This window comes from Microbacterium sp. JAI119, assembly GCF_013410135.1.
Taxonomy (GTDB): Bacteria; Actinomycetota; Actinomycetes; order Actinomycetales; family Microbacteriaceae; genus Microbacterium; species Microbacterium oxydans.
This window is the reverse complement of the sequence record NZ_JACCCK010000002.1, coordinates 579,505-601,692: the sequence shown is the minus strand read 5'-3', so window position 1 is coordinate 601,692 and position 22,188 is coordinate 579,505. Positions and strand designations below refer to the sequence as shown.

The 22,188-nt window shown below is 65.2% G+C and carries 20 protein-coding genes; 13 read left to right on the top strand and 7 right to left on the bottom strand.

Going from position 1 to position 22,188, the window contains the following annotated elements; translation table 11 throughout:
* Nucleotides 1–47 precede the first annotated feature (47 nt).
* The 4 genes from HDC31_RS13865 (at nt 48) to HDC31_RS13850 (ending at nt 3,059) form a co-directional block, all read left to right on the top strand.
* The gene (locus tag HDC31_RS13865) at nt 48–803 is read left to right on the top strand and encodes an AAA family ATPase (protein ID WP_046746703.1); all 756 of its coding nucleotides are present in this window, start codon (nt 48–50) and stop codon (nt 801–803) included.
* 42 nt (nt 804–845) lie between these two features.
* Nucleotides 846–1,442, top strand: coding sequence for a TetR family transcriptional regulator (locus HDC31_RS13860; protein ID WP_113680918.1), 597 nt, complete (start codon nt 846–848; stop codon nt 1,440–1,442).
* 100 nt (nt 1,443–1,542) lie between these two features.
* Nucleotides 1,543–2,328: an ABC transporter ATP-binding protein gene (locus tag HDC31_RS13855; protein ID WP_218867781.1), complete on the top strand. Its 786-nt coding sequence runs from the start codon at nt 1,543–1,545 to the stop codon at nt 2,326–2,328.
* Entirely contained in the window at nt 2,325–3,059 is a 735-nt protein-coding gene (locus HDC31_RS13850) for an ABC transporter permease (protein WP_179516218.1), read from the top strand. The genes HDC31_RS13855 and HDC31_RS13850 overlap by 4 nt, the downstream gene beginning before the upstream one ends.
* A 20-nt stretch (nt 3,060–3,079) precedes the next feature.
* On the opposite strand, the gene hrpB is transcribed toward HDC31_RS13850, so the two are convergent.
* The 3 genes from hrpB to HDC31_RS13835 form a co-directional block, all read right to left on the bottom strand.
* Nucleotides 3,080–5,635: an ATP-dependent helicase HrpB gene (hrpB, locus tag HDC31_RS13845; RefSeq protein ID WP_179516217.1), complete on the bottom strand. Its 2,556-nt coding sequence runs from the start codon at nt 5,633–5,635 to the stop codon at nt 3,080–3,082.
* Between the two features lie 76 nt (nt 5,636–5,711).
* Nucleotides 5,712–7,304, bottom strand: a complete 1,593-nt coding sequence (locus HDC31_RS13840) for a flotillin family protein (protein WP_046746700.1) — start codon at nt 7,302–7,304, stop codon at nt 5,712–5,714.
* A gap of 169 nt (nt 7,305–7,473) precedes the next feature.
* Nucleotides 7,474–7,902: a MarR family winged helix-turn-helix transcriptional regulator gene (locus HDC31_RS13835; RefSeq protein ID WP_045264204.1), complete on the bottom strand. Its 429-nt coding sequence runs from the start codon at nt 7,900–7,902 to the stop codon at nt 7,474–7,476.
* 362 nt (nt 7,903–8,264) lie between these two features.
* Here HDC31_RS13835 and HDC31_RS13830 point away from each other — a divergent pair, with 362 nt between their 5' ends.
* The 3 genes from HDC31_RS13830 to HDC31_RS13820 all read left to right on the top strand — a co-directional run bounded on the left by HDC31_RS13830 (nt 8,265) and on the right by HDC31_RS13820 (nt 11,955).
* Nucleotides 8,265–8,576, top strand: a complete 312-nt coding sequence (locus HDC31_RS13830) for a hypothetical protein (protein ID WP_113681759.1) — start codon at nt 8,265–8,267, stop codon at nt 8,574–8,576.
* Nucleotides 8,577–8,836: 260 nt separating this feature from the next.
* Entirely contained in the window at nt 8,837–10,771 is a 1,935-nt protein-coding gene (locus tag HDC31_RS13825; protein WP_113681760.1) for an AAA family ATPase, read from the top strand.
* A 290-nt stretch (nt 10,772–11,061) separates the two neighbouring features.
* Complete coding sequence (locus HDC31_RS13820; protein ID WP_179516216.1) at nt 11,062–11,955, top strand: hypothetical protein; 894 nt, start codon at nt 11,062–11,064, stop codon at nt 11,953–11,955.
* 112 nt (nt 11,956–12,067) lie between these two features.
* Here HDC31_RS13820 and HDC31_RS13815 read toward each other — a convergent pair whose 3' ends face one another.
* Nucleotides 12,068–13,006: an FRG domain-containing protein gene (locus HDC31_RS13815; RefSeq protein WP_113681762.1), complete on the bottom strand. Its 939-nt coding sequence runs from the start codon at nt 13,004–13,006 to the stop codon at nt 12,068–12,070.
* 63 nt (nt 13,007–13,069) lie between these two features.
* Nucleotides 13,070–13,273 carry a hypothetical protein gene (locus HDC31_RS13810; protein ID WP_113681763.1) on the bottom strand — a complete coding sequence of 68 codons (204 nt, stop codon included), beginning with the start codon at nt 13,271–13,273 and terminating at the stop codon, nt 13,070–13,072.
* Nucleotides 13,274–13,471: 198 nt separating this feature from the next.
* Between HDC31_RS13810 and HDC31_RS13805 the strand changes: the two genes are divergently transcribed.
* Genes HDC31_RS13805 through HDC31_RS13790 form a run of 4 tightly spaced genes read left to right on the top strand, consistent with a single transcriptional unit; the run spans nt 13,472 to nt 17,817 of the window.
* Nucleotides 13,472–14,482 (top strand): nucleotidyltransferase, encoded by a 1,011-nt coding sequence (locus tag HDC31_RS13805; protein WP_113681764.1) that lies wholly within the window; start codon nt 13,472–13,474, stop codon nt 14,480–14,482.
* Nucleotides 14,479–15,906 carry a ThiF family adenylyltransferase gene (locus tag HDC31_RS13800; RefSeq protein WP_113681765.1) on the top strand — a complete coding sequence of 476 codons (1,428 nt, stop codon included), beginning with the start codon at nt 14,479–14,481 and terminating at the stop codon, nt 15,904–15,906. Before HDC31_RS13805 ends, HDC31_RS13800 begins: the two co-directional genes overlap by 4 nt.
* Nucleotides 15,893–16,372: a Mov34/MPN/PAD-1 family protein gene (locus HDC31_RS20605; RefSeq protein WP_147251389.1), complete on the top strand. Its 480-nt coding sequence runs from the start codon at nt 15,893–15,895 to the stop codon at nt 16,370–16,372. Before HDC31_RS13800 ends, HDC31_RS20605 begins: the two co-directional genes overlap by 14 nt.
* An 8-nt stretch (nt 16,373–16,380) precedes the next feature.
* A complete protein-coding gene (locus HDC31_RS13790) occupies nt 16,381–17,817 on the top strand; it encodes an SAVED domain-containing protein (protein WP_113681767.1) in 1,437 nt (478 codons plus the stop codon).
* Nucleotides 17,818–18,644: 827 nt separating this feature from the next.
* Here HDC31_RS13790 and HDC31_RS13785 read toward each other — a convergent pair.
* On the bottom strand, nt 18,645–19,562 hold the full coding sequence (locus HDC31_RS13785; RefSeq protein ID WP_113681768.1) for an NAD-dependent epimerase/dehydratase family protein: 918 nt from the start codon (nt 19,560–19,562) through the stop codon (nt 18,645–18,647).
* A gap of 62 nt (nt 19,563–19,624) precedes the next feature.
* On the opposite strand from HDC31_RS13785, the gene HDC31_RS13780 reads away from it, so the two are divergent.
* Nucleotides 19,625–20,179: a TetR/AcrR family transcriptional regulator gene (locus tag HDC31_RS13780; RefSeq protein ID WP_061015560.1), complete on the top strand. Its 555-nt coding sequence runs from the start codon at nt 19,625–19,627 to the stop codon at nt 20,177–20,179.
* 18 nt (nt 20,180–20,197) lie between these two features.
* Nucleotides 20,198–20,890, top strand: a complete 693-nt coding sequence (locus HDC31_RS13775; RefSeq protein ID WP_113681769.1) for a type 1 glutamine amidotransferase domain-containing protein — start codon at nt 20,198–20,200, stop codon at nt 20,888–20,890.
* 275 nt (nt 20,891–21,165) lie between these two features.
* Here HDC31_RS13775 and HDC31_RS13770 read toward each other — a convergent pair whose 3' ends face one another.
* Nucleotides 21,166–22,158: a DUF418 domain-containing protein gene (locus tag HDC31_RS13770; RefSeq protein ID WP_113681770.1), complete on the bottom strand. Its 993-nt coding sequence runs from the start codon at nt 22,156–22,158 to the stop codon at nt 21,166–21,168.
* Nucleotides 22,159–22,188 lie beyond the last annotated feature (30 nt).

Sequence of the window (22,188 nt, the reverse complement as noted above, 5' to 3'; positions counted from 1 at the left end):
GGGGATGCGGGTAGCCTCTCCGAGACGCCACACGGGGAGGGATCACGATGGATGCGTTCTGGGAGCCGACCTCTCGGCGACGACGGCAGCAGCCCGTCGTCGCGGTCCGTCCGAACGATGAGGCGCCGACGACGGGCACGGGGTGGCCGACGAACATCCCCGCGGTCGCCCAGGTGCTGCGTGAGGGGATCGACCTCGACCCCGGGGTGACCTTCCTGGTCGGCGAGAACGGCAGCGGCAAGTCCACCCTGGTCGAGGGCGTCGCGATCGCGTACGGCCTCTCACCCGAGGGAGGTTCCCGGCAGGCTCGACACACCACGCGGGCGACCGAATCGCCATTGTCCGAGTGGTTGCGGCTGCAGCGGGGAGTGGGCTCGAGCCGTTGGGGGTTCTTCCTCCGTGCAGAGACGATGCACTCCTTCTACACCTACCTCGAGGAGAACCCGTCGACCAGCGCACCCGATGTGCCGTTCCACGAGATGAGCCACGGCGAGTCGTTCCTCGCACTGCTGGAGAGCCGTTTCGACGAGCCGGGCTTCTACTGCCTCGACGAGCCGGAGGCCGCGTTGTCCTTCAACTCCACCCTCGCCCTGATCGCCGTGCTCCGACGCATCGCCGACGAGGGAGGGCAGGTGCTGTGCGCCACCCACTCGCCGGTGCTGGCGGCCCTGCCGGGAGCGAAGATCCTCGAGGTCGGCGAGTGGGGTGTGCGCCCGGCCGAGTGGGACGACCTCGAGATCGTGAACCACTGGCGTTCGTTCCTCGAGCATCCGACGCGCTATCTGCGTCATCTGCTCGACTGACCGGCGCGCCGTGCCATCGCCGCGCATCATAGGCTGACGGGCATGACCGAGCACAAGCCCCCCAGGCGGCGTGGCCGTCCCCGCGGCGTCTCGGACTCGCGCGCGCGCATCATCGCGTCCGCCGTGGACGACTTCGGGGAGAAGGGCTACGACGGAGCGACGATCCGCTCCATCGCCGCGAGGGCCGGGGTGGACTCCGCCCTCGTGCACCACTACTTCGGCACCAAAGCCGACCTCTTCGCCGAAGCCGTGGGCATCCCGCTGCGTCCGGACATCGATGTGCCGGGGATCCTCGCGGGTCCGCGTGACGAGGTCGGTGAACGTCTGATCCGATACGTCCTCGAGGCGTTCGAGCAGCCCGAGGTGCGCCGGCGCGGGGTCATGCTCCTGCGCACCGCGATCGGGAGTCGGGTGACGACACCGCTGCTGGCAGGATTCCTCTCGCGTGAGCTCCTCTCCCGCATCTCGCGGAGCCTCGACGTCGACGACGCCGACCTCAGGGCATCGCTCGTCGCCTCGCAGATCGCCGGGATGCTGATTGCCCGATATGTGCTGAAGCTCCCTGCGCTCGCTGCCGCCCCGGTGGAGGACCTCGTCGCACGGCTGGGCCCCACGGTGCAGCGCTACCTCTTCGGCTGAGCTCCACTTCCTTCTGCTCTGCACCTTCTACGGCGCTCCACCTTGCTGCGCTCTGGAGAACCCGTTGACGCCGTCGAGCGGGAGGCGCATAATTCATCGCATGATGAATAATGCTGCCGTCGAGATCACGCAGCTGCGCGTGCGGCGCGGGGCCGTTCGTGTGTTCGACGGCATCGACCTCGCCGTGCCCCGCGGCCAGATCACGGGGCTGCTGGGTCCCTCGGGGTGCGGCAAGACCACGCTCATGCGGTCGATCGTCGGGGTGCAGCGGATCGCGTCGGGCGACGTGACCGTTCTCGGTGAGCCGGGCGGTTCCCGCCAGCTGCGGCATCGTGTCGCGTACGGCACGCAGGGCGCCTCGGTCTACGGCGATCTCAGCGTGCGGCAGAATCTCACCTACTTCGCCTCGCTCCTGAAAGCGCCGAAGGGCGATGTCGACCGGGTCATCCAGGAGGTCGGTCTCGGCGCGCAGGCGGCGCAGCTCGTCGATTCGCTGAGCGGTGGCCAGGCGACGCGGGTGTCGCTCGCGGTCGCACTGATCGGCGCCCCGGAGCTCATCGTGTTGGACGAGCCTACGGTCGGCCTCGACCCTGTGCTGCGTGCCGAGCTGTGGAGCCTGTTCCGCCGCCTTGCCGACCGGGGCGTCACACTCATCGTCTCGAGCCACGTGATGGACGAGGCTGTGCGCTGCGACCGGCTGCTCCTGATGCGGGAAGGGCGGATCATCGCCGACACGACACCATCGTCGCTGCTCGCCGACACCGGCACGAGCGACGCCGAAGCCGCGTTCCTCGCTCTGATCGAGCGCGACAGCGCGGCCGGCGCCGCGACCACCAGGCGGGCGCGGCGAGAGGCGCACGAGCGGGATGAGGAGGTCGAGGGATGAACGGCCGTCGGCTGTTCGCGACCGCCGGGCGCGTGCTCACGCAGCTGCGGCACGACCCGCGGTCGATCGCCCTGATGCTCATCGCCCCGAGCCTGCTCGTCGGTCTCTTCGCCTGGCTGTTCAGCGAGCAGGACGGTGTGTTCGACCAGTTCGGCGGTGCGATCCTGGCGCTGTTCCCGTTCATCGTGATGTTCCTCATCACATCGATCACCACCCTGCGCGAGCGCCGTTCCGGCACGCTCGAACGGCTGATGACCACGCCACTCGAGAAGGCCGACTTCATCCTCGGCTACGCACTCGCGTTCGGGCTGATGGCCCTGCTGCAGGCGGTGATCACGGTGTCGTTCGCGGTCGCGGTGTGCGGCCTCGACGTCGACGGGCCGCTGTGGCAGCTCGGCCTCGTCGCGGTTGTCGATGCTCTGCTCGGCACGGCGCTCGGGCTGCTGGCGAGCGCGCTCGCCCAGACCGAGTTTCAGGCCGTGCAGTTCATGCCGCTGCTGGTGTTCCCGCAGATCATCCTCGGCGGTCTGTTCATGCCCCGAGACCAGATGCCCGATGTGCTGCACGCTATCTCCGACTGGCTGCCGCTCAGCTACGCGATCGACACGATCAACGCGGTCGCGGCGGGCGACGAGGGCGCGGACGTGTTCGGTCCGCTGCTCATCGTCGTGGCGTTCGCCGTCGGGGCCCTGGCGCTTGCCGCCCTCACGCTGCGGCGGCGAACTCGCTGAGACCGGCTCGGGGGTGCGGGTCAGCGTGCGGCGCGGTTCTTGGTGTGCTTGGTCGGCGCCGCTGCCCACGGATCTTCGGGCCATGGGTGCAGGGGGTAGCGGCCGCGCATCTCGGCGCGCACCTGGGCGTAGGGACCGGACCAGAAGGAGGCGAGGTCGTCTGTGACGGCGAGCGGCCGCCCCGCCGGGGACAGCAGGTGGAAGAGCACGAGAACGCGTCCGTCCACCAGCCGCGGCGTCTCCGCCCAGCCGAAGCACTCCTGCAGCTTCACTGCCACGACGGGGCGTGCGGTCGCGTCGCCGTCGGGCTCCGGGTAGGTGATGCGCACCCGGGACCCGCTGGGCACGGCGAGCCGTTCCGGGGCGAGCGTATCCAGGTGCACGGCTTCCGGCCAGGGCAGCAGACGGCGAAGGGCGGACGTGAGATCCAGCCGGCTGGCGGGGGCGCCGGACGCGAGGGCATCGAGCTCCGTCGCCAGCCACGTGTCGAGCGATTCGAGCAGCCCCGAGTCCGACACGTCGGGCCAGGGTTCGCCGAGCTCGCGTCGCAGCAGCGCGAGTCGGCGGCGCAGGGCATCCGCACTCTCGGACCAGGTGAACATGCCGAGTCCGTCGCGTCGGAGCGCCCGCTCCACTGCATCCCGGCCTTCCGACGCCGCCGCCCGCACCGGCACCGATGAGCGGACGATCGCCCCGATTCGGCGCTCACGGCGGGCCTGCACGCGACCTCCGACGAACTCGGCCTCGATGCGGTCTGTCATCAGGTGGCTGGCCGCGCTCTCCATCTGCCCCTCCGTCAGCACCGCCGCCGATCGGATGACCGCGCCGGAGCCCGCCGCCGCCCGCGATGAGGCCCGGGTGACGTCGGCCACGGCCAGCCACTCCACGGCGGCGAGCGGACCGGTGACCCCGGCCCGGGTGCCCGAAGCCAGCAGGAAGGTCGCGCCCGACTCCGAGCGCTCGACGCGGTGGGCGACACGGTCAGGGAAGGCCAGCGCGATCACGAGACCCACTCCCTCGAGGCCCGAACGCGTGTCCGGCGTCGGATCGACCATCCGCTCCAGGCGACGCGCGTCCTCGTGCCAACGGCGAGCGTCGGGGGTCCGACTTCCGCGCAGTGCGATGAGAGCGTGGGCGACGTCGGCGTCGGGGACGCGCTGGTCTCCGCTCAGAAGCGCGACCACCTCAGCGGCGAGTCGGTTCCCCACCACGGGACTGCCGTCCCGCAGCGCCCTGGCCAGTCGCGGGTCGGTCGGGATACGTGCCAGCACTCGGCCGTCTGCCGTGGCGCGACCGTCGTCGTCGATCGCGCCGAGTCCGCGGAGCACGGCCACGGCGTCGGCGAGGCTGTCGGCTCGCAGCGGTTCGATCATGCGCAGACCCGCGCCACCCGGTGCGCCCCAGCAGGCGAGGAGGAGGGCGGCGTCGGCGAGGTCGGCCGTGGCGATCTCCGGCGACGGACGAGCGGGAGCCGCGGCGTAAGTGCGCTCGTCGACGCAGCGGATCACGGCGCCGGGGCCCTGCCGGGTGGCGCGTCCGGCACGCTGCACGCACGAGGAGCGTGAGGCGGCGGTGGTGACCAGACCCGTCATGCCACGGGCCGCGTCACGCTGGGGCTGCCGCGACAGGCAGGTGTCCACGACCAGCCGTACACCCGGCACGGTGAGAGATGACTCGGCCAGGGAGGTGGTGACGATGATGCGGGCGACCTCGCGCGGCGCGCGGCCGCGGATCACGGCGTCCTGTTCCGCCGGGGCGATCCGCCCGTGCAACTCGCGCACGTCGAAGGCGTCGCTGAGGGAGCGGACGCGTCGCGCGATCTCCGACACCTCACCAGCGCCGGGGGCGAAGACCAGCACATCGGCTTCCGGGTCTTCGCGGACCAGTTCGGCGGCTGCGGATGCGGTGATGCTCGCGACGTGGTCGAGGAACCCCCGGGTGACTCCCCGTTCGTCGATGCGGGGCACGGGACTCGGAGCCCATCGCTCGGTGAGGGGGAAGGCCGGGACGTCGTGGTCGACGACCGGCGCAGGGGACTCGTCGGTTCCGATGACGGCGGCGATCCGGGCGGCGTCGAGGGTGGCCGACATCGCCACGACCGTCAGGTCGTCCCGCAGCTCGCGCACCTCGGAGAGCAGACCGACGAGGAGGTCGGTCTCGATGGCGCGCTCGTGCACCTCGTCGATGATGACCGCGCCCACGCCGTCGAGTCCCGGGTCGTCGAGCATCCGTCGCAGGAGGACCCCCGCCGTGACGAACTCGACTTTCGTGTCGGCTCCCGCGGAGCGCTCGCCGCGGACGGTGAATCCCACGCGCCCGCCGAGAGGCGAGCCGTCGAGCTGCGCGAGTCGGCGAGCGGCCGCGCGTGCGGCCACCCGGCGCGGTTGGGTGACGACCACCCGACCGGGGGTTCGCGAGGCGAGGAGCGGAGGCACCAGGGTGGTCTTGCCCGTGCCCGGTGGTGCGGTCACCACCACGGATGAACTCGTGTCGAGGGCGGCGGAGAGCTCCTCGACGGCGCCGGCGAACGACAGGCCGGCGCCGATCGTGGCGATGTCGAAGGCGGCGCGCGTCATCCGTCCAGTCTGCCCGGTCGGAGAAACGGCGGATGCCGCGACCGAATCGATCGCGGCATCCGCCGTCATGCGCCGATTACTCCGCGGGCGGCGCGGGCGGCGGTGGCGTGGTCGGCGTCGCGACGCGCGGCGTGGGCGCGGCCGCCGAAGCCTCTGCGACTCCTGCGCCGAAGCCGCGGCCCACGGCCTGACCCTGGATGATGCCGGCCAGGTCGAGCCCCGTAGCCGAGTGGACGCTGTCGAACACCGAGGCCAGCGCCTTGGCGCTGTCGGCGCCCACGACGGTGGATGCGCCGTCTTCGCCGGAGCTGCCGATGATCGACACGTTGCCGATCGCCGCATAGCCCTTCGAGAACTCGGCCATGATCGACGGCAGCACCTCGAGGACGCGCTGCGAGAGGAATGCGTCCTGGTTCGAGGCGATGGCCTTGGCCTCCGCCTCCAGGGCTGCCGCACGGGCGTCACCCTCGGCACGGATCGCGTCGGCCTCGGCGCTGGCGCGGAGGCGGCGGGCTTCTGCTTCGGCCTCGGCCTGGGCTCGGAGGGCATTCGCCTCACCGCTGGCCTTCGCGATCGCCGCTGCTGCTTCACCCTCGGCGCGGGCCTTGTCGGCCTGGGCCTGCTGTTCGGCGATGCGCGTGCGGGCCTCGGCCTGCTTGACCTGCTCGATCGCGGCGGCTTCGGCCGAGCGCTCGCGTGTGTAGAGCTCGGCCTGGGCGCGGGTCTCCGCCTCGTAGCGCTGGGCGTCGGCGACGCGCTTCACGTCGGCGTCGAGCTGTGCCTGCTTGTTCTCGGCCTGCTGCTGCAGCACCGCCTGCTCGGCCTGCGCGCGGGCGAGTGCCTCGGCCTGCTCGGCTTCGGCGCGCGCCCGGCCGATGCCGGAGTCCGCGTTGGCGGTGTTGGTGTCGAGCGCGGTCTGCTCGATCAGGTTCGCTTCCTGGTTGGCGATGTTCTTCTGGTTGATCGCGCGGTCGGCGTTGGTCTGCGAGATCTCGGCGGACTGGCGCTTCGCCTGGATCTCGGGAGCGCCGAGCGACTGGATGTAACCCACCTTGTCGGTGATGCCCTTGATCTGGAACGAGTCGAGGATCAGCCCCTGCTCGGCGAGCTCCTGCGAGACGTCTGCCGCGATCTGGTCCGAGAACTTCTTGCGCTCGCGCATCAGCTCGACGACCGACAGGGTGGCGACGATACCGCGGAGCGCACCTTCGAGCTGCTCGGTGGTGAACTGCTCGATGGCCTTGTCCTGCGAGGCGAATCGTTCGGCTGCGCGGCGGACCAGGATCGGGTCGGATCCGATCTTCACGATCGCGACACCGTCGACGTTCAGGGTCACGCTGTCGAGCGACTGCGCTTCGGCGTTCAGGGAGACCTGACGTGAACGCAGCGAGATGATCTCGTGACGCTGCGTGATCGGGTTCACGAGCGACTTGCCGTTCACGATCACGGTGACCGGCGACTCCGACATCTCGGACCTGCTCGAGCCGTCGGCCGAGAGCACGGCCGTCTGCACCTTCTGCTTGCGTCCCGAGATGACGAGTGCCTCGTCGGCGCGAGCGACTTTGATCCAGCTGCGCGCGAACAGCAGCAGGACGAGCAGTAGGACGACGGCGACGACGACGGCGATTCCGACGATGACGAGGATGCCGACGATTCCGGCGATCTCCATGGATGACCTCCCTGATTCCCCCCGAGGGGGCGGTCTCGGGCGCGCCGTGATGCGCGCCTTCGCCCCCACCCTGCCAGAAAAGCGCCCGGCGTCGCCGCGGCGGACGTCATCTCCCGTGCCCCATGGGGAACTCATCCTCCCCAGAGAAGCTGTGGAGGAGAGTCGGACGTCAGCCCTTGCGGAGCTTCTCCGCGAGGTCGCGCAGGGCGCGGAGCTCGTCGTCGTCGAGGCGGGACATGCGCTCGGCGATCGAGCGTCCGTGCACAGTGGCGAGCGAGCGGAAGGCCCGTGCCCCCTCGTCCGTCGCGCGGATCAGGGCGCCGCGACCGTCGTCGGGGTCGGGGCACTTCGCCACGAGACCGCGCGCGACCATGCGGTCGACCAGTCGCGAGACGCTGGGTTGGCTGATGAGCATATTCGCCGTGATGTCCCGCAGCCGCGCTGTGAGGTCGGGGGAGCGGGTGACGGTGAGCAGCACGTCGTACTCGGCCTGCGCGATATCGCTGTGCTCGAAGTCGCCCATCATCTCGGTGAACAGCTCGTGCTGCGCGCGGAACAGGCTCTCCCAGGCCTCCAGGGCGAGCTTGCGATCGGTCATCCTCACAGAATAGTGCGAACAGTAAAGGGCCGGTCGGAGAGGCTCCCGACCGGCCCTTGTCCCTTGCACCAAGAGTGTCCTGCAATCACATGCGGTGGATGCCACAGCAAACATTCACCGTGCGATCACTGTATAACGGCGAGGTAACGAATGCAACGGTTTGATCACGGAATCTTGAGCGCAGGCATCGATGTCCTGTCTCACCGGATCTGTAGAAATCTCATCTTCCTGTAGAAAGTCTCATCGGAGTACTTAGGCGATCACCCCACGGACACCGTTGCGGACACGTCGCTCCGCGTCGAATCGTCGCTCGAGCGACCTCCTGCACCCGTCCGGATGGAGCAAGATGTAAAAGGGAGGTGATGACGATGAATCTCTACCTAGTGAGGAACCCTGACGGCGTGCCTGTCTGGGTTGCGTTAGAGAGTGACCAGAAGCGCCTGTACACCTACGTGCAAAATACTGGAAAGTTCCATCTCAACGCCGGGCTCTATGAGGACTTCTACTTCGATCACACGATGACGTACGAAACAGTCGATCAGCAGGCCGCTGAGGCAGCGATCCTGAGTGGAGTCGGCCTCCGGGACGAACGCTCATTCGTCCACATCCTCGCGCGCTACCGCCAGGATCCGAATGCCCTCTCACCGGAGGCGGTGTTTGGCCGAGCTCTCTAGCCGCCCGTCAACGAAATCGCTGTCCATCACGAGCACAAGGATCAAGAGAGGGATACGCGACGTGGAGGCTCCGCGCCCCGATGGGCCGCGTGCAATCGGTCAGACACGGCACGTACTTGCCTGCGACGGTGACCATGCCGTTTGCTCATCTGTTTCGAAGAGACGCGCGCTCGTTCGTTCCAGAAGAGTGGGCATGATTCGGCGTGTGGGCGCTAGATTCGGGAGGACATTCCATACCGAGAGGCACGCCGGTACGCGTCATGAAACTCATCACGTTCACGCTCGAGGGATATCGCCGTTTCCTTGCGCCGACGTCAGTCAAGCTGCATAGCGACCTGATTGCGTTCGTCGGGCCGAACGAAGCCGGGAAGAGCTCGTTGCTACGGGCGCTCACCCACCTGAACCACGACGAGCCGTTCGATCGCTCCGAACACCCGAGACGATCGATTGATACGGTTCCTTCTCTCCGCTGGCAACTCCAACTGGAGGACGAAGACAGGCAAGCAATTGCGCACATCCGCGGTGGTGGCGATGTGGAGAAGATCATCGTCTCGAAGATGGGCGCTGACGGGCGAGTGATCGATTTCCATCCGTCGAGGCCGAGCAGGGATCCAGTGCCTCGGGTGCATCTCGGCGATTTGATGGGCGAGTTGAGGCCTGCTCTCGAGAGGATGGCTGAGTATGTCGCGGTTGACCTTGACTTGATCGACAGCGTCATCGCGACTCTCGCGGACGGTGAGATACCGACGGCCGTGGGGAGTTTGGACGTCATTGCTGACTCTGCAGAGGGGGCTGCGGGGGTCCTAGAGGCAGGAGCAATCGACGCCGCTGCCTTCCCGAACGAAGCTATTTCGGTATGGCCGGATAAGCTGCGTAGCCTCGTCGCGGGCCTGAGAGCGAGTGTCCAAGAAGCGGCGGAACCCGAACCGGCCGCCGTTGCAGCGGCCGTACTTCTCGCCCGCCTTCCCGAAATGCGGCTCCTGGGGCCAGAGGACCACAATCTACGATCCGAGTACGACCTCGAGTCCGAAGCAGACCAACCGAGCCCGGCTCTGGCACACCTTGCGCGGCTGGCTCAACTCGATCTCGTCGCACTGCGCCAGGAAGTACGAGACGCCAACTACGCCGATGTTTCAACCCGCCGGATGCATGCGAATGATCGCTTACGAGAGGTCTACGCGGAGAGCTGGAACCAGGAGAAAATCGCTCTGCAGATCGATGTTCAGAATGGCCTTCTGGTCGTTCAAGTGACGACACCGAACGACAAGGGGTACTCGAGCCTTGCGGATCGGAGTGATGGACTGCGATGGTTCGCTGCGTTGCTCGCGTTCACCCATGGTGGTCGCGGTCGTCCGATCTTGCTTGCGGATGAGATCGAGACTCACCTTCACTACGACGCGCAAGCCGACCTCGTCGGGGTCCTTGCGCGACAAGAGTACACATCGAAGGTGCTGTACACGACGCATTCATTCGGCTGCCTTCCGCACGATCTTGGCAACGGAGTGCGCGTAGTGGAACCAATCGACGCGGGCGCATCGTTGCTGCGCAATGGGTTCTGGGAGGCAGGTGCCGGATTCTCGCCGTTGCTCAAGAGCATGGGCGCTGTCGCGGCGACGTTCACGCCTGCTCGTCACGCGCTGATCGGAGAGGGGCCCTGCGAGGCGATCCTCTTGCCCACCCTGCTTCGGCAAGCCGCTGGCCGTGAGCGGATCAAGTTTCAGATTGTCCCAGGGCTGTCTAGCGTTGCCTCGGTGCGCGTGGCGGAGCTTGTGTCCCAGGCAGGACAGGTTGCCTTCATCGTGGATGGCGATCCCGGCGGATTGGAGAACCGGAAGAAACTCCTCAGGGCTGGAGTGGACCCCAGCCGTGTGCTCGTGTTGAACGAGACAGATGGCGCTGGCGCACTCGAGCTTGAGGACCTGATCCACCCGGATGTATACGCTCAGTGCGTCGTGGAAGAGGCTGACTGCTGGTCGGCGACCAAGACTCAACTCGACGGGAGCGCGCTCCCCGAGAGCCTGCGTACGAAAGCGGTTGAACTATGGGCGACAGCGAACGGAGTAGCCTCGCCCGACAAGGTTGCAGTGGCTCAGCGGGTCGCGAATTTGAGTGCTGATCGCGAGATTTTCGATCCCAACAGACGCGAGCTCTTGAACGAGCTTCTAGGAAGCATCGAGTCGGCTTTGCAGGTCTGACTCGTCGCACAGCACGCTCGCGGAAACCATGACGCCAAAGGCCCCGCATCAACTCGGCGGGCTGAGTTAGGTGACCCACAAACCGGACCGTACCGCCACGGTTTGATGGAACTCGCGTTCGCGCGCCGGGCGAACCGTCAAGGTCCCCGAAAGCGGGAGCTAGCTGCAGGAACGGCGGGGCTCGGGCGGCGCGCTCGACGAGGAGGCCTTCGCCTACCGGCTGAGCTTGGCCGAACTATGTTAGGGGCGCGCCAGTTGGCGCACACGCTTAGCAATGGGTGGACCGGGAAATGAGCTTCTCTGACGAGGCACGATCACGCATTCTGACCGAAGGATGGTGCCCTCGTGGCGAGTCATTCCCAGAAGCGCTGAGCCACGCCACGCCCGTAAGCATCCGTGAGACGCAGGATGCCTTTGCTGCGGTCGGGAGCGGGGAACCGGTGGCCGCGCTTCTTCTTCACGCGTTCACCGGTGCGCGACCGGTCGTGGGTGATGACCAGTCTGGCGGCGGAAGCGGTCGGAACGGTGCAGCCGACATCATCTTGCAGCGCAACGACGGCCTCGTGGAGATAGTGGAGGTAACCCGGTCGCTCGACGCGAAGTATCAGAGGTCGCAGGCACACACGAGAAGGTTCGAGGCGGCTGTGGAGCGGGAGTACCTAGGCAGCATGGCATGGCAGCTGGATCTCGAGCGCGGCTGGGAGAGCTCTGATCTGAATGAGGTGGCTCAAGCGGTTGCTGCGGAGCTCAACCGGCTGGTGGGTGTAGGCGCCACTACAGAGGGAATGCTCGACGTTCATCCTGTCGTGCGTGCTGGGGTCGTTGGACCGATGGATCCGCCGCGGGTCATAGTGATGAGCGCAAACGCCGGCGCCAGTAACGCGGAGGCGCCGTATCTGACCGAGCTTTCCGGTTATCTCGCCAACGACCCGATCATCGCAAAGAAGCTCGCCAAGCTCGAACGCGAGCGCGAAGAGTACGGCGCAGCCCGCACCCACCTCTTCATCCATATGGCGGCCACTGGGACGCGTGGCGGTTTGCTGCCCACATCCCCGTCCTATTTCACCTGGGGCGAGTTCCGCGCTCCAGAGGTTCTGACGGATCTGTGGCTCTACGGCAACACGGGACATCTTTTCCACTGGACGGTGGAATCAGGCTGGATCTTTCACGTGACGTCGGGCTGAGATCTGGGACGAGCGTCATGACTTTCAGCTCAGGACCCGGACCACCCAACACGACCTCACCTGAACGCGGAGCATGCTTCCCTCGTAGCCAGCCTGCTATCAAAGGGGTGGGTCAATCTACGACGGTGTCACGAGCGGCGGGTTCGGATCGGAACTCGAGAAAGCCTGCGTAGTCGGGGAACAGGATCTTTGCGGTCCGGTTGTATGTGTTCTCGAGGTAGCGCAGCAGCTTCTTCTTCAAACCGGCCTTGATGATCACCGCGACGAACGGCAGTGCGGATGGATGCCCGCGCTGCCTGTCAGCACTGAGGCTAGCCGCAAGCTTCGCTGAGTCTCCGCGCACCCACGGTACGTCTATCGCCTCGAACGGGTCGATCCTCTGGATGCGGAAGTCCCTCGTGCCCGAAGGCGACGCGATCACTTCCCCGCGAGGAGGGGGAATCGCTCCGGCGACGAAGAACCCTTCCTGGGCTCGGAGTCGCTCGTTGGGGACAGCGGATCGCACCAGGAATGGCGTCGGGTCCTGGAGAGCGTCATGCAAAGTCGATCCGGTGGGGTTATGCAGGGAGCCCCAGCTGCGGCCGGTGGGGACGGTCGAGATCTGGCGCATGCCTGTCGTGTTGAGCGCGAGGAGAATTCCGCTCCTCGCGGCGCCGGGTGCTTTAGGTGACTGGCAGGCAAACCAGAGGGCCGTCATCGGGTTGCTCGTGAAATCAAGTAGCCTGGTCGCGATCCCGTAGTGCTGCAGGTCTGCGAGGAGCTGCAGGTCATCGACATACCCGCCGGGGCCGATTCCCAAGCCCCAGTCTCTCGCTGCCGCTAAGAGCTCGACTTCAGCTGCGCGCATCTCGGTCTCCGATGTCTCGGTCCCGAGCTTCCGTTGCAGAGACGATGTGAGACGGTAGTCCGCACTGGACATACCGCGCCAACTGAAGCTCTGACGGGCGTTGTAGACGCCGATCGCGCCCAGGATGTTCATGACATCACGAGCAGTATTTGGACGAATCCACCAACCAGTTGAAGTCCACCAGAATCCGACGTCGCTTGGCATCTGTCTCCTCGCTCGAAATCAAACGCCGGCGGGAAGCGCAGCCCCGCCCTGCTGGTTCGCCAGCTAGTGGCGGATCAGCCTAGTGTTCCGTGACTCGATAGCCACGGCGATGTCATCTGCTGCGCCAGGTCCGTGCTGAACTATGGCCTGCCCGAGCTCGTAGATGTCTTCCAGTAGCAGCTTGGCGGGATTTATCCACCGTCGATACGCATAATCGACTCCGGCGTTCAGCCAGAAGGATTCGTCATCGCGGACATCGTCGCTCATGGTTCCGAAGCTACCGCACGTGCACCTGTGGCGGATGGTGCGTCAACATTGAGCATCGCCCCGCAGACTGCCAGGCTCCGTCTCGATGAGGCCGACCGGCCTCTCACACCCGATGTCAGTCAGGGAACTAAGCCAATGTCGGACCTCACCCCTAGCATGTTCCTATCGAACTGGGGATGCCCCACAGATGGGAGTGACATGGCGAATCTAAGCAACTGCTTTGCGACCGCGCTGACGATGATCGAGCCCTCGTCGACCGACAAGGAGAACGCACCTCTTGCTCATAAGTCAGTCCGCGAGGCGCTGACGGCCGCCGATTCCCTTAGGGACTGGGGGCTTTCGCCGGTGCTGATTGGGTCGTACAAACGAGATGTGTCAATCCGGCGCGTGAAGGACGTCGACGTCTTCTGCCGAATGGACACGATCGATACGAACGTGTCAGGCCAAGAGGTCCTCAACGCGTTCTTCAAGGTGCTCAACGCCGAGTATGGCCGTGACGACTCCGGCGCGCCGCGCGTGCGACGCCAGGCGCGATCCTTGCAGGTCACGTTCCCTGAGTACGACGGCCTCTACGTGGATGCCGTGCCGGCTCGCTCACGTTACGACGGCTATTGGGAGATCCCGAAGAAGGATTCGGACGAGTGGCAGAGCACCAACCCTGAAAAGCTCACCGATCTGAAGACCGAGATGAACGCAGCGATGGATGGTGTGTACGTGCCAACCGTCAAGCTTCTACGACAGGCCCGCAGAGCGATCCTCGATTCGCGCCCTGGCGGGCTTTTTGTCGAGCTTGCGCTGTATGACGCCTGTTCACGGGGCACCGTGCAATGGGATTCTCAGGCGCACGCGTTCGTCACAGGCTTGGAGGGTATCGCGAGCTACCTTCGAGACAAGGTCAGTTGGGGCCGTGAATTACCGGACCCGACGATGCTTGGCCACAACGCCAGCTTCCGTGCTACCGACCTTCAGTGGGAGAAGGCTCGTGACCGTTTTCAAGCTGCTGCCGAAACTGCGAGGGCGGCCTTCCGCGAGGACGATCTCGGCCTCTCAGCGCTCGGGTACCAATCCATACTGGGCGACAACGGCGACGATGAAACCGTCTTTCCCATGCCAGCGGGCTACGGTGACGACGGCAAGAAGAAGGCGCTGGCCGGTCCGATTACCGCAGGAGAGCGAATGGTCCCGGCCGGTGACCGGCGCTTCGGATGACCGTCTGGGGCGAGCGGCTCGAGGCAACTCGAACTGAGTTCATTGAAGGACTCGAGTCACGCGGCTGGCGCCTCGTGGCGAGATCAGAGCTGACGAAGAAACTCTTCACCGGTGAGATCAGCCATAACGTCATCGTTAGCGTTGACGCTGACTTTCCGTTTGCGCCGCCCAGGGTCTTTCCCCCGGCGGACCTTCCGGCCTCTTGGCACAGAGAGCTTGACGGCGCCATGTGTTTGTATCCGGAGACCGGGCGCGGCAGTCTTCCATGGTTGGACGTTGATGATTTCGTCGCGACCATTGAGCGATGGCTCGAGGCAACAACGCTTGGGTGGCCTGCTGATGCTCCCGACATGGATCTCGAACGGTACTTTGAGCCGATCCAGGAATCCCTGCTGGTTATCTATGACGAAGCGATCGATTTGCTCCTGAACCGGCTGGTCCGTTTCAAGGTTCAGGGCCCGCGGATCGAACTGGCCGGCTCAGGCGTCAAGCCGAGGAAGGCGAGCCAGCGGCGCCACCGGCTTTATGGCTACGTGGCAGACATCGGAGAACCGGAGCGACCACCGCGTAGTTGGGGTGAGCTCCTCGACCTTCTTGACCAGAGGGCCGTGGCAATGCTCGAAAGAGAAGCCCGTCGTGGCGCGATTGACCTACTTCTGCTCCGTTACTCGAGAGGAGGCGCGGCCGGAGCGATTGCGTTGCTGCTTTCGTACAATTCGGATGGCATAAGCCTGAGATCGGTGCCGAGCGCATCCAATTCGGTCGCTACGTTAGGGCTGCGTGGTGGACGTGATGCCCCGTTGCTTAGCAGCAAGCGGGTATTGGTCGTTGGCGCCGGAGCCATCGGATCCTTCATCTGCGACTACCTGGCAAGAAGCGGTGTCGGGCACATCACGGTGAGAGACCCTGACATACTCCGCCCGGGAAATTCTGTCCGCCATCTCGCACCACCGCAGCTGGCCGGGCAGCGAAAGGCGTTCGCGATCAAGTACCTGCTGGAGCGGCGGCCCGGAAACATGACCGAGGTTGAAGTCGATCTGCGTCCGTTGCGCGCGCCACATGAAGTGCCAGAGTTGCTCGCCGAGTTCGATCTCGTCGTTGACGCGACCGCGGATGGCGCCGCATCAGCAATGCTGGCGGACGCAGCGCGAACGCTTGGCAGTCATATCATCAGTGCATCTTTGCAAGATGAGGGTCGAATCGTTCGCACCGATGTGATCCCTCCCATAGGCCGCGACCCGATTCCAGCGGCCGACCTCGAGAAGTCGAACGCTCTGGTCTTCGAAGCAGGTTGCGGTGATCCGGTCTCGATGACTCCGCCGTACGCCGTGAACGAGGCAGCGGGGGTCGCCTCCCGGCTTGCGGTTCGACTCCTGTTAGACCCATCATCCTCCGGTGCCGGCGCGGTTCATGTCTATGCGTAACGAGGGGATGGTCGTTCGCGCTTCACGAGCCTCGTTTGCGCTGGCCTCGCGTCATGCGCGTGAGTCCTTGCCGCACGAGACCGGTGGCATCCTGACAGGGTGGCGAGCAGGCCCAGAGGTCATAGTCGACTCCTTCCTCGAGGTCCGAGATCGAGATGCGACCCGAAGTGGGTACTGGCGGCGTGAGAGTCCGGCAACGCGGATACTGGCGGATTACCTGAAGGCTACAGACGATTCAGACCTCGGTTACGTCGGCGAATGGCACTCACATCCGCGACTGCTGCCTGCAAGCAAGACTGACATCGCCAGTCTGAAGGCGATCGCAATGCAGGTGCGCGCGCCCATTGCGCTCGTCGTTCTCATGGTGGACCAGATACAAGGTGTCGTGAGCGCGGACACAAGCATCGCGGCGCGAGGCCCCTTCTTCCGGACCGCCGTCTCCTCAGTCGCTCTCAACCTCCACTAGGAGTCGCCATGATGACAGAAATGCCGAGCGCAACCGGTGTGCGGATCGCTGGCGACCGGTACCAGTGGCTCGTGGCATGGCGCGCGTGTCTGCAACTTCTGCATGAACATGCCACTGGCCGCGCTGGGAACAGGCTCGTTGCGGTCGGGGTCGAAGCACGCGATGCCGGCAACGCAGATGACGTCGTGTTGTATCGGTCTTCGCCGCCCCACAGCTACATGCAGGTGAAGTACGCGGTTGACGCAAGCTCACCACTCAACCTTGACTACCTCGCGAGAGAGCCGATTCTCCGCAACCTCATAGCGACGCATCGCAGGCTCAAGGCCGAGGACGGCGTCGTGGAGATTTGGCTCGTGACCAACCGTCAGATCGATTCCGCGGATGTTCTTCTGAAAGATCGTGACAGCCGTGACCGCCGCCTCGTTCCCCGGGCGCTTCAAGGCGGTCCGGGATCGAAGCGCGGACTGGCCCGAGCGGAGTGGGCGCATGAAGCAGACGTCGACCTTGGTGAGCTTGGTGATTTTCTAAGCGATTTCTACATCGAATCGGGGTATGACGCGGAGCACCTGCGAACTGAAGTCAAACTTCTCATGACAGCGAATGGGCTCGAAAGTGATGACCGAGCGATCGAGCTGGGGCTCTCCTGGGTGCACGATCGCGTAGTCGCAGGCGAACGTATGTTTGATCTGCAGTCCATCAAACAAGCGGTCGATGACATGGGCATAATCAGGTCAGAACCGTGGGGCACTGTTTCCGTGGCCATCGTCGACTACGATCCGGCCGCCAGAGAGTCGTCTGTTTCGATCGATCGTGTCGGGAGGATGGAAGGAAGCACGCCGTGGTTACGCGTTCGACCGAACGCTCCATATACCTGGGGTGAGCTTGCGTCGGACATCAGAGGGACCTTTCGTCCGCTGAAGCCTGGTCGCGTTCTGGTGACCGGCTTCATGCGTCAGGCCGTGGGCTTCCTTGTTGGAACCGAGCTCCGAGGCGTGCGCGGGTTCACTGTGGCGACTAGGCAACACGCGCAGCTGTGGACATCAGAGGCTCCCACAGAGCCCTTCCCGCTTGAAATCGAAGAGGTGCCTGTGGGGAAGGGAGAGGATCTCGCAATCGTCCTCCAGATCTCCTATCCGGGTGCTGACGATGCGGCCGATTGGATTCGTGCATCAGATCTCCCTGTTGACTCGATCCTTGTCGTCAGCACACCAAGTATTGACGCGACGTCGATCGCCACACCGGGGATCGCAAACTCGGTCGCGACGCAGGTGCGCAATCAAGTGCGATCGAGACTCAAGGGCGTCAGGCGGTTGCACCTGTTCCTAATCGGGCCGCTTGGGCTTTCGATACTCCTTGGTCATCACTGGAGCCGTATGCGGCCGACCACCGTCTACGAGCACATCGACGGAGCGGAGTACGAAGCGGCGTTCGACATCGATGCCTAGGCAGATAGGCACGGTGCCGGCGCTGCTTCATTGCGTGGGCAGCCGCGACATGGTGCCCCGCGACACGGGGTCTGCGTCTGCCGGCGTCTCGCCGTAACGGTGGCGTGAGCGGCATGGACCCGCTCGTCAAGTTCGCTGGGGCAGTAGCGCTATCGGTCTGATGTCGGTCCGTGGCTCTACCTTCGTAGCATGTCCATCGGTGCCTTGCTGTCGGTGCGCTTGTCGGCGGCGTTCTGGCCTTCGTGGGCGGGTATGTCCAGCGACAACAGGTCGAGCGACGCACCAACCGCTCTCGCATCTACGCGACACTCCTCAGGGACGCGCCAACGGAGACCGAGGACTACGTGCGACGGCCCTTTCGTGAAGGACCGCTCGAATACATGAGCAGCGAGCGCCTCTCATCAAGCCTCAAAGAGACATACCGCCGAGCACTCATCGCCTCTCGCTTCGGACTTTCCCAGCCCGGGTGAACGAACGAATGAGGTTCGGGTTCTCAGGCCCGAAGGTCGCCGCACACTGCCTGAGACCGTCCTGCGCAAACTCGATGGCGCGCTCGATCGATGACTCCCGCTTCGGGTAGCTGAAGACCATCCGCGGATCAGCGATTCACTTTTTTGACACCTCTCGTGAGACAACGGCTTCTCACGGTGGCTGAGCTCTCCTGCGGAAATCCGCGTCTCGCGTGTCTCAACTCATGACAACTCCCGTGAGATCGAACAATCGAGCGCCTGTGTCCGATCTCACGAAAAGTGTCGGAATCTCAGATCGCGTGTCGTCGTGTCGCGTGAGGCCTGACTGGGGCGGTGGTCGTCAGAGGGGCGATGCGGTCAGTGCTCTGTGGCAAGCGCGTCGATGCCGTCGCGAAGGGCTGTCACCCGAAAGTCAGGGAATGCGGTGCGGAACTTCGCGTCGCTGAAGATGTTGTCCTGGTGGTAGCGGGGCAACAACTCACCCATCTCCCGGGCCGCGGGTGAGATGCGACCGGCGGCGCGAAGCGCCCAGCTGGGGAGGATGATGGCTTTTTTTGATGTTCCGAACGCCTGGTCGGCCGTGGCGATGATCTCGCGATATGTCGGGTGTGCGGCGTCCACCGGGAGATGCCAGGTCTGACCGTACGCATCGGGCGTCGAGCCGAGCGCGGCGAGCGCGCGGCTCGCGTCGGGCGTCCAGATGAGGGAACGTCGTGTGTCGGCCCGGACGGGGATAAGTGGGCGCTTACCCTGCTTCACTCTGTCGAACACGAGGGAATTCGTGAATCCCTGTGTGCGTTCGGGTCCATAGAACTCCGGGGCCCGGGCGATGAGCGTGGGCATCTCGCCGCGGTCGATCTCATCGAGCACCATCTGAGCCATGCGTGCGCGGACGACGCCTTTGCGCCCATCGGGGTCGAACGGGGTGTCCTCCGTTTGGACGCGGGCGTCCTGCGGGTACATGTATGTGTTGTCGAAGTAGACGAACTTCGCCCCCGCGGTCCGGGCGGCGTCGAGCGCGTTGCGCAGCATCGTCTCGAACTGCTTCTCCCACAGCTCTGTGTCAGCGGGCAGGCCTGCGGTGAAGTAGATCACGTCACTGCCGACCGTGGCGTCGGACGTCTGCGTGGCGTCCGTGAGATCGGCCGATGCCGTGGCGTCGTCGGCGTTCACGGCGTGGGGCTTGCGGCTCACGAGTCGCAGTTCGTCCGTGCCGTGGAGCGCGCGTGCCAGGCCGTTCGCGATCTGGCCACCCGCTCCGAGAATCGTCTGCATGATGTGTCCCCAATCGTGTGTCGACGTGTTATGTTAGCACCGTTCACATCGAGGAGTGCGGAATGACCACCTACCACCATGGCAATCTGCGTGAGGCACTCGTCGAGGCGGCCATCGAGAGCATCGAAGAGGGCGAAGAGCTCTCGATGCGCGCTGTGGCTCGTCGCGCCGGGGTGTCGACAGCGGCGCCGTACAGACACTTCGCCGACCGGACGGCCCTCGACTCCGCGGTCGCCGTTGAAGGGTTCCATGACATGGGCGCTGAGCTGCGCGCCGTCGTCGAAGAGGACGGGCCCGACGTCGTGGCAGACCTCGCCGTGGCGTACGTGTTCTTCGCGCTGCGCCGTCCCGCCGTATTCCGCCTCATGTTCGGGAATGAGTGCGACCCCGAGAACGCCGACCGTGTCCAGGCGTCGACCGCGCTGCACGACCTGCTCGCCGGCGTCGCCGCGCGGCTGTATCCGTCCTCCAATGCCGACGCGCTCTCCACGGCGCTGTGGAGCATGGCGCACGGCCTCGCCTTCCTGCACCTTGACGGGAAGTTCCGTCCTCACCCTGAATCCGACGTGGAGAACCGCGTTCGGACCACCTTCGCCGTCGTCACGGCGGCACTCTGAGATCCCTAGGGGGGAATCATGACGAAGCGCATCCTTCACGTCGTCACCAACGTTTCGCACTACGACGACCCGACCGAGCACCAGACAGGCCTCTGGCTCAGCGAACTTGCCCACGCCTGGGAGGTGTTCGCCGAACGAGGGTATGAGCAGAAGATCGTCAGCCCGCACGGTGGCGCCGTGCCGCTCGAACCCCGCTCGCTGAAGTTCCCGAACTATGACAAGGTCGCCCGCGCCTGGCACAACGATCCGGCGAAGATGGCGCTGCTCGAGAACACACTCAGCCCCGATGAGCTCGACGCGGCCGACTTCGACGCGATCTACTACACCGGCGGTCACGCCGTGATGTACGACTTCCCCGACAACGATGGCCTGCAACGCCTCACGCGCGAGATCTGGGAGCGTGGCGGCGTGGTGTCGTCCGTCTGCCACGGCTACTGCGGCCTGCTCAACGTGAAGCTCACTGACGGCTCGCTGCTCGTCGACGGACGCCGCCTCACCGGCTTCGCCTGGCAGGAAGAGGTGCTCGCCCGCGTCGACAAGCTCGTGCCGTACAACGCCGAGGAGATGATGAAGGAACGCGGCGCTCTGTACGAGAAGGCCAAGCTGCCGTTCGTGTCGTACGCCGTGATCGACGGCAATCTCGTCACCGGTCAGAACCCGGGCTCGGCGAAAGAGACGGCGGAGAAGGTCGTGCAGACGCTCGGGGCGTGAGGGACGGCGGCGCTCGGACTGTGCAGATCGTCCGAGCCTCATGAACGCCCACCAGTATCGATCGTCTACGGCAGCACTCCCGGGCCGCCGGTCGACCACACGACACGCTGGCCGCGCGCCTACCGAAACCCTGCCGAAAACCCGCTGCACCGAAACTGAGCGACCGACGTATTAGGCAGGTTGAGGGTGAGGCGTGATCTTTCCGACGCGCTTCGTGAGACAACAGGCAGCCTCGGCGGCAGATCAGACGCCCGTCTTTCCAAGGGCGTTGCGTCTCACGGTCCGACATGTTTCGTGAGATCGGACAGCCTGCGAGTGAGCAATCGGAAGCTGACGTCCCAGATGTACTCGAGCGGTCCTTTCCGGAACCGGCGGGACCAGAGGTTCGCGAAGAGGACGACGATGCCGGCGATGCCGAGGAACATCACGAGGGTTCCCACGAGTGGGTCGAGCGTCGTCGACAGCGGCGAGTGACCGATCAGCTGCTGCGCGACTCTCCCGAGGATGTTCTGCAGCACGTAGCAGCTCAACGCCATCCGTCCGACGAGGGAGAGTTGCCGCCCGACGAACCCGATGGGGTGTCTCTGGTAGAACGCGGCCATCAGGGCGAGGATGCCGAAGGCGACGAAGGGAGCGGAGAGGAACCGGTCGAGCCCGAACTGGTCCTGCGCGAGGAAGAAGGTGAGCTCCAGCGGAAGACCGATGCCGAGTCCGATGATCATGACCCACCTGCGCAGGCGTGCCCCTCGCGGTTCGAACAGCCCGTGGCGATACAGGATCGCGCCCAGCGTGAAGAGCACGAGCCCGAGCGAAAGGATGGACCCGGTGTCCGTGCCGATGGTGAGGTCGGAGAACACGGTCAGTGAGTTCGCCTGCACCGTCGCCCAGTACCCCGATTGGCCGCTCGAATCGCCCGCGTCTCCCGGGAACACGAGCCCCGGGAGCATGAAGGTGCCATCGGCGGTGAACAGCGGCATGAGCATGAGGGTGATGTGCGCGGTCAGTGCGACCCCGATGAAGATCCACTGGCGCTTCTCGGGCAGCAGGAGCACGAAGGCGACCACGAAACCGAGGATCGCATAGGCCCGGAGCACGTCGAACTGCACCACGAAGATGTAGTTCAGCACTCCGTCGAGGAGCAGGAGCCCGAGGGACTTGCCGTTCGAGGCGGCCGACAGCAGGTCATCCCACCAGATGTCGATGACCCGTTCGCCGAAGAACGCGCGGAACAGCCAGATGTTGCTCGTGAGGGTGCCGATGATGGCCACGCCGCGGATGACGTCGAGCGACGCGATACG

Coding starts and splice junctions, on each gene's coding strand:
- HDC31_RS13865 (WP_046746703.1), top strand. CDS start 48: ATGGATGCGTTCTGGGAGCCGACCTCTCGGCGACGACGGCAGCAGCCC.
- HDC31_RS13860 (WP_113680918.1), top strand. CDS start 846: ATGACCGAGCACAAGCCCCCCAGGCGGCGTGGCCGTCCCCGCGGCGTC.
- HDC31_RS13855 (WP_218867781.1), top strand. CDS start 1,543: ATGATGAATAATGCTGCCGTCGAGATCACGCAGCTGCGCGTGCGGCGC.
- HDC31_RS13850 (WP_179516218.1), top strand. CDS start 2,325: ATGAACGGCCGTCGGCTGTTCGCGACCGCCGGGCGCGTGCTCACGCAG.
- hrpB (WP_179516217.1), bottom strand. CDS start 5,635: ATGACGCGCGCCGCCTTCGACATCGCCACGATCGGCGCCGGCCTGTCG.
- HDC31_RS13840 (WP_046746700.1), bottom strand. CDS start 7,304: ATGGAGATCGCCGGAATCGTCGGCATCCTCGTCATCGTCGGAATCGCC.
- HDC31_RS13835 (WP_045264204.1), bottom strand. CDS start 7,902: ATGACCGATCGCAAGCTCGCCCTGGAGGCCTGGGAGAGCCTGTTCCGC.
- HDC31_RS13830 (WP_113681759.1), top strand. CDS start 8,265: ATGACGATGAATCTCTACCTAGTGAGGAACCCTGACGGCGTGCCTGTC.
- HDC31_RS13825 (WP_113681760.1), top strand. CDS start 8,837: ATGAAACTCATCACGTTCACGCTCGAGGGATATCGCCGTTTCCTTGCG.
- HDC31_RS13820 (WP_179516216.1), top strand. CDS start 11,062: ATGAGCTTCTCTGACGAGGCACGATCACGCATTCTGACCGAAGGATGG.
- HDC31_RS13815 (WP_113681762.1), bottom strand. CDS start 13,006: ATGCCAAGCGACGTCGGATTCTGGTGGACTTCAACTGGTTGGTGGATT.
- HDC31_RS13810 (WP_113681763.1), bottom strand. CDS start 13,273: ATGAGCGACGATGTCCGCGATGACGAATCCTTCTGGCTGAACGCCGGA.
- HDC31_RS13805 (WP_113681764.1), top strand. CDS start 13,472: ATGGCGAATCTAAGCAACTGCTTTGCGACCGCGCTGACGATGATCGAG.
- HDC31_RS13800 (WP_113681765.1), top strand. CDS start 14,479: ATGACCGTCTGGGGCGAGCGGCTCGAGGCAACTCGAACTGAGTTCATT.
- HDC31_RS20605 (WP_147251389.1), top strand. CDS start 15,893: ATGTCTATGCGTAACGAGGGGATGGTCGTTCGCGCTTCACGAGCCTCG.
- HDC31_RS13790 (WP_113681767.1), top strand. CDS start 16,381: ATGATGACAGAAATGCCGAGCGCAACCGGTGTGCGGATCGCTGGCGAC.
- HDC31_RS13785 (WP_113681768.1), bottom strand. CDS start 19,562: ATGCAGACGATTCTCGGAGCGGGTGGCCAGATCGCGAACGGCCTGGCA.
- HDC31_RS13780 (WP_061015560.1), top strand. CDS start 19,625: ATGACCACCTACCACCATGGCAATCTGCGTGAGGCACTCGTCGAGGCG.
- HDC31_RS13775 (WP_113681769.1), top strand. CDS start 20,198: ATGACGAAGCGCATCCTTCACGTCGTCACCAACGTTTCGCACTACGAC.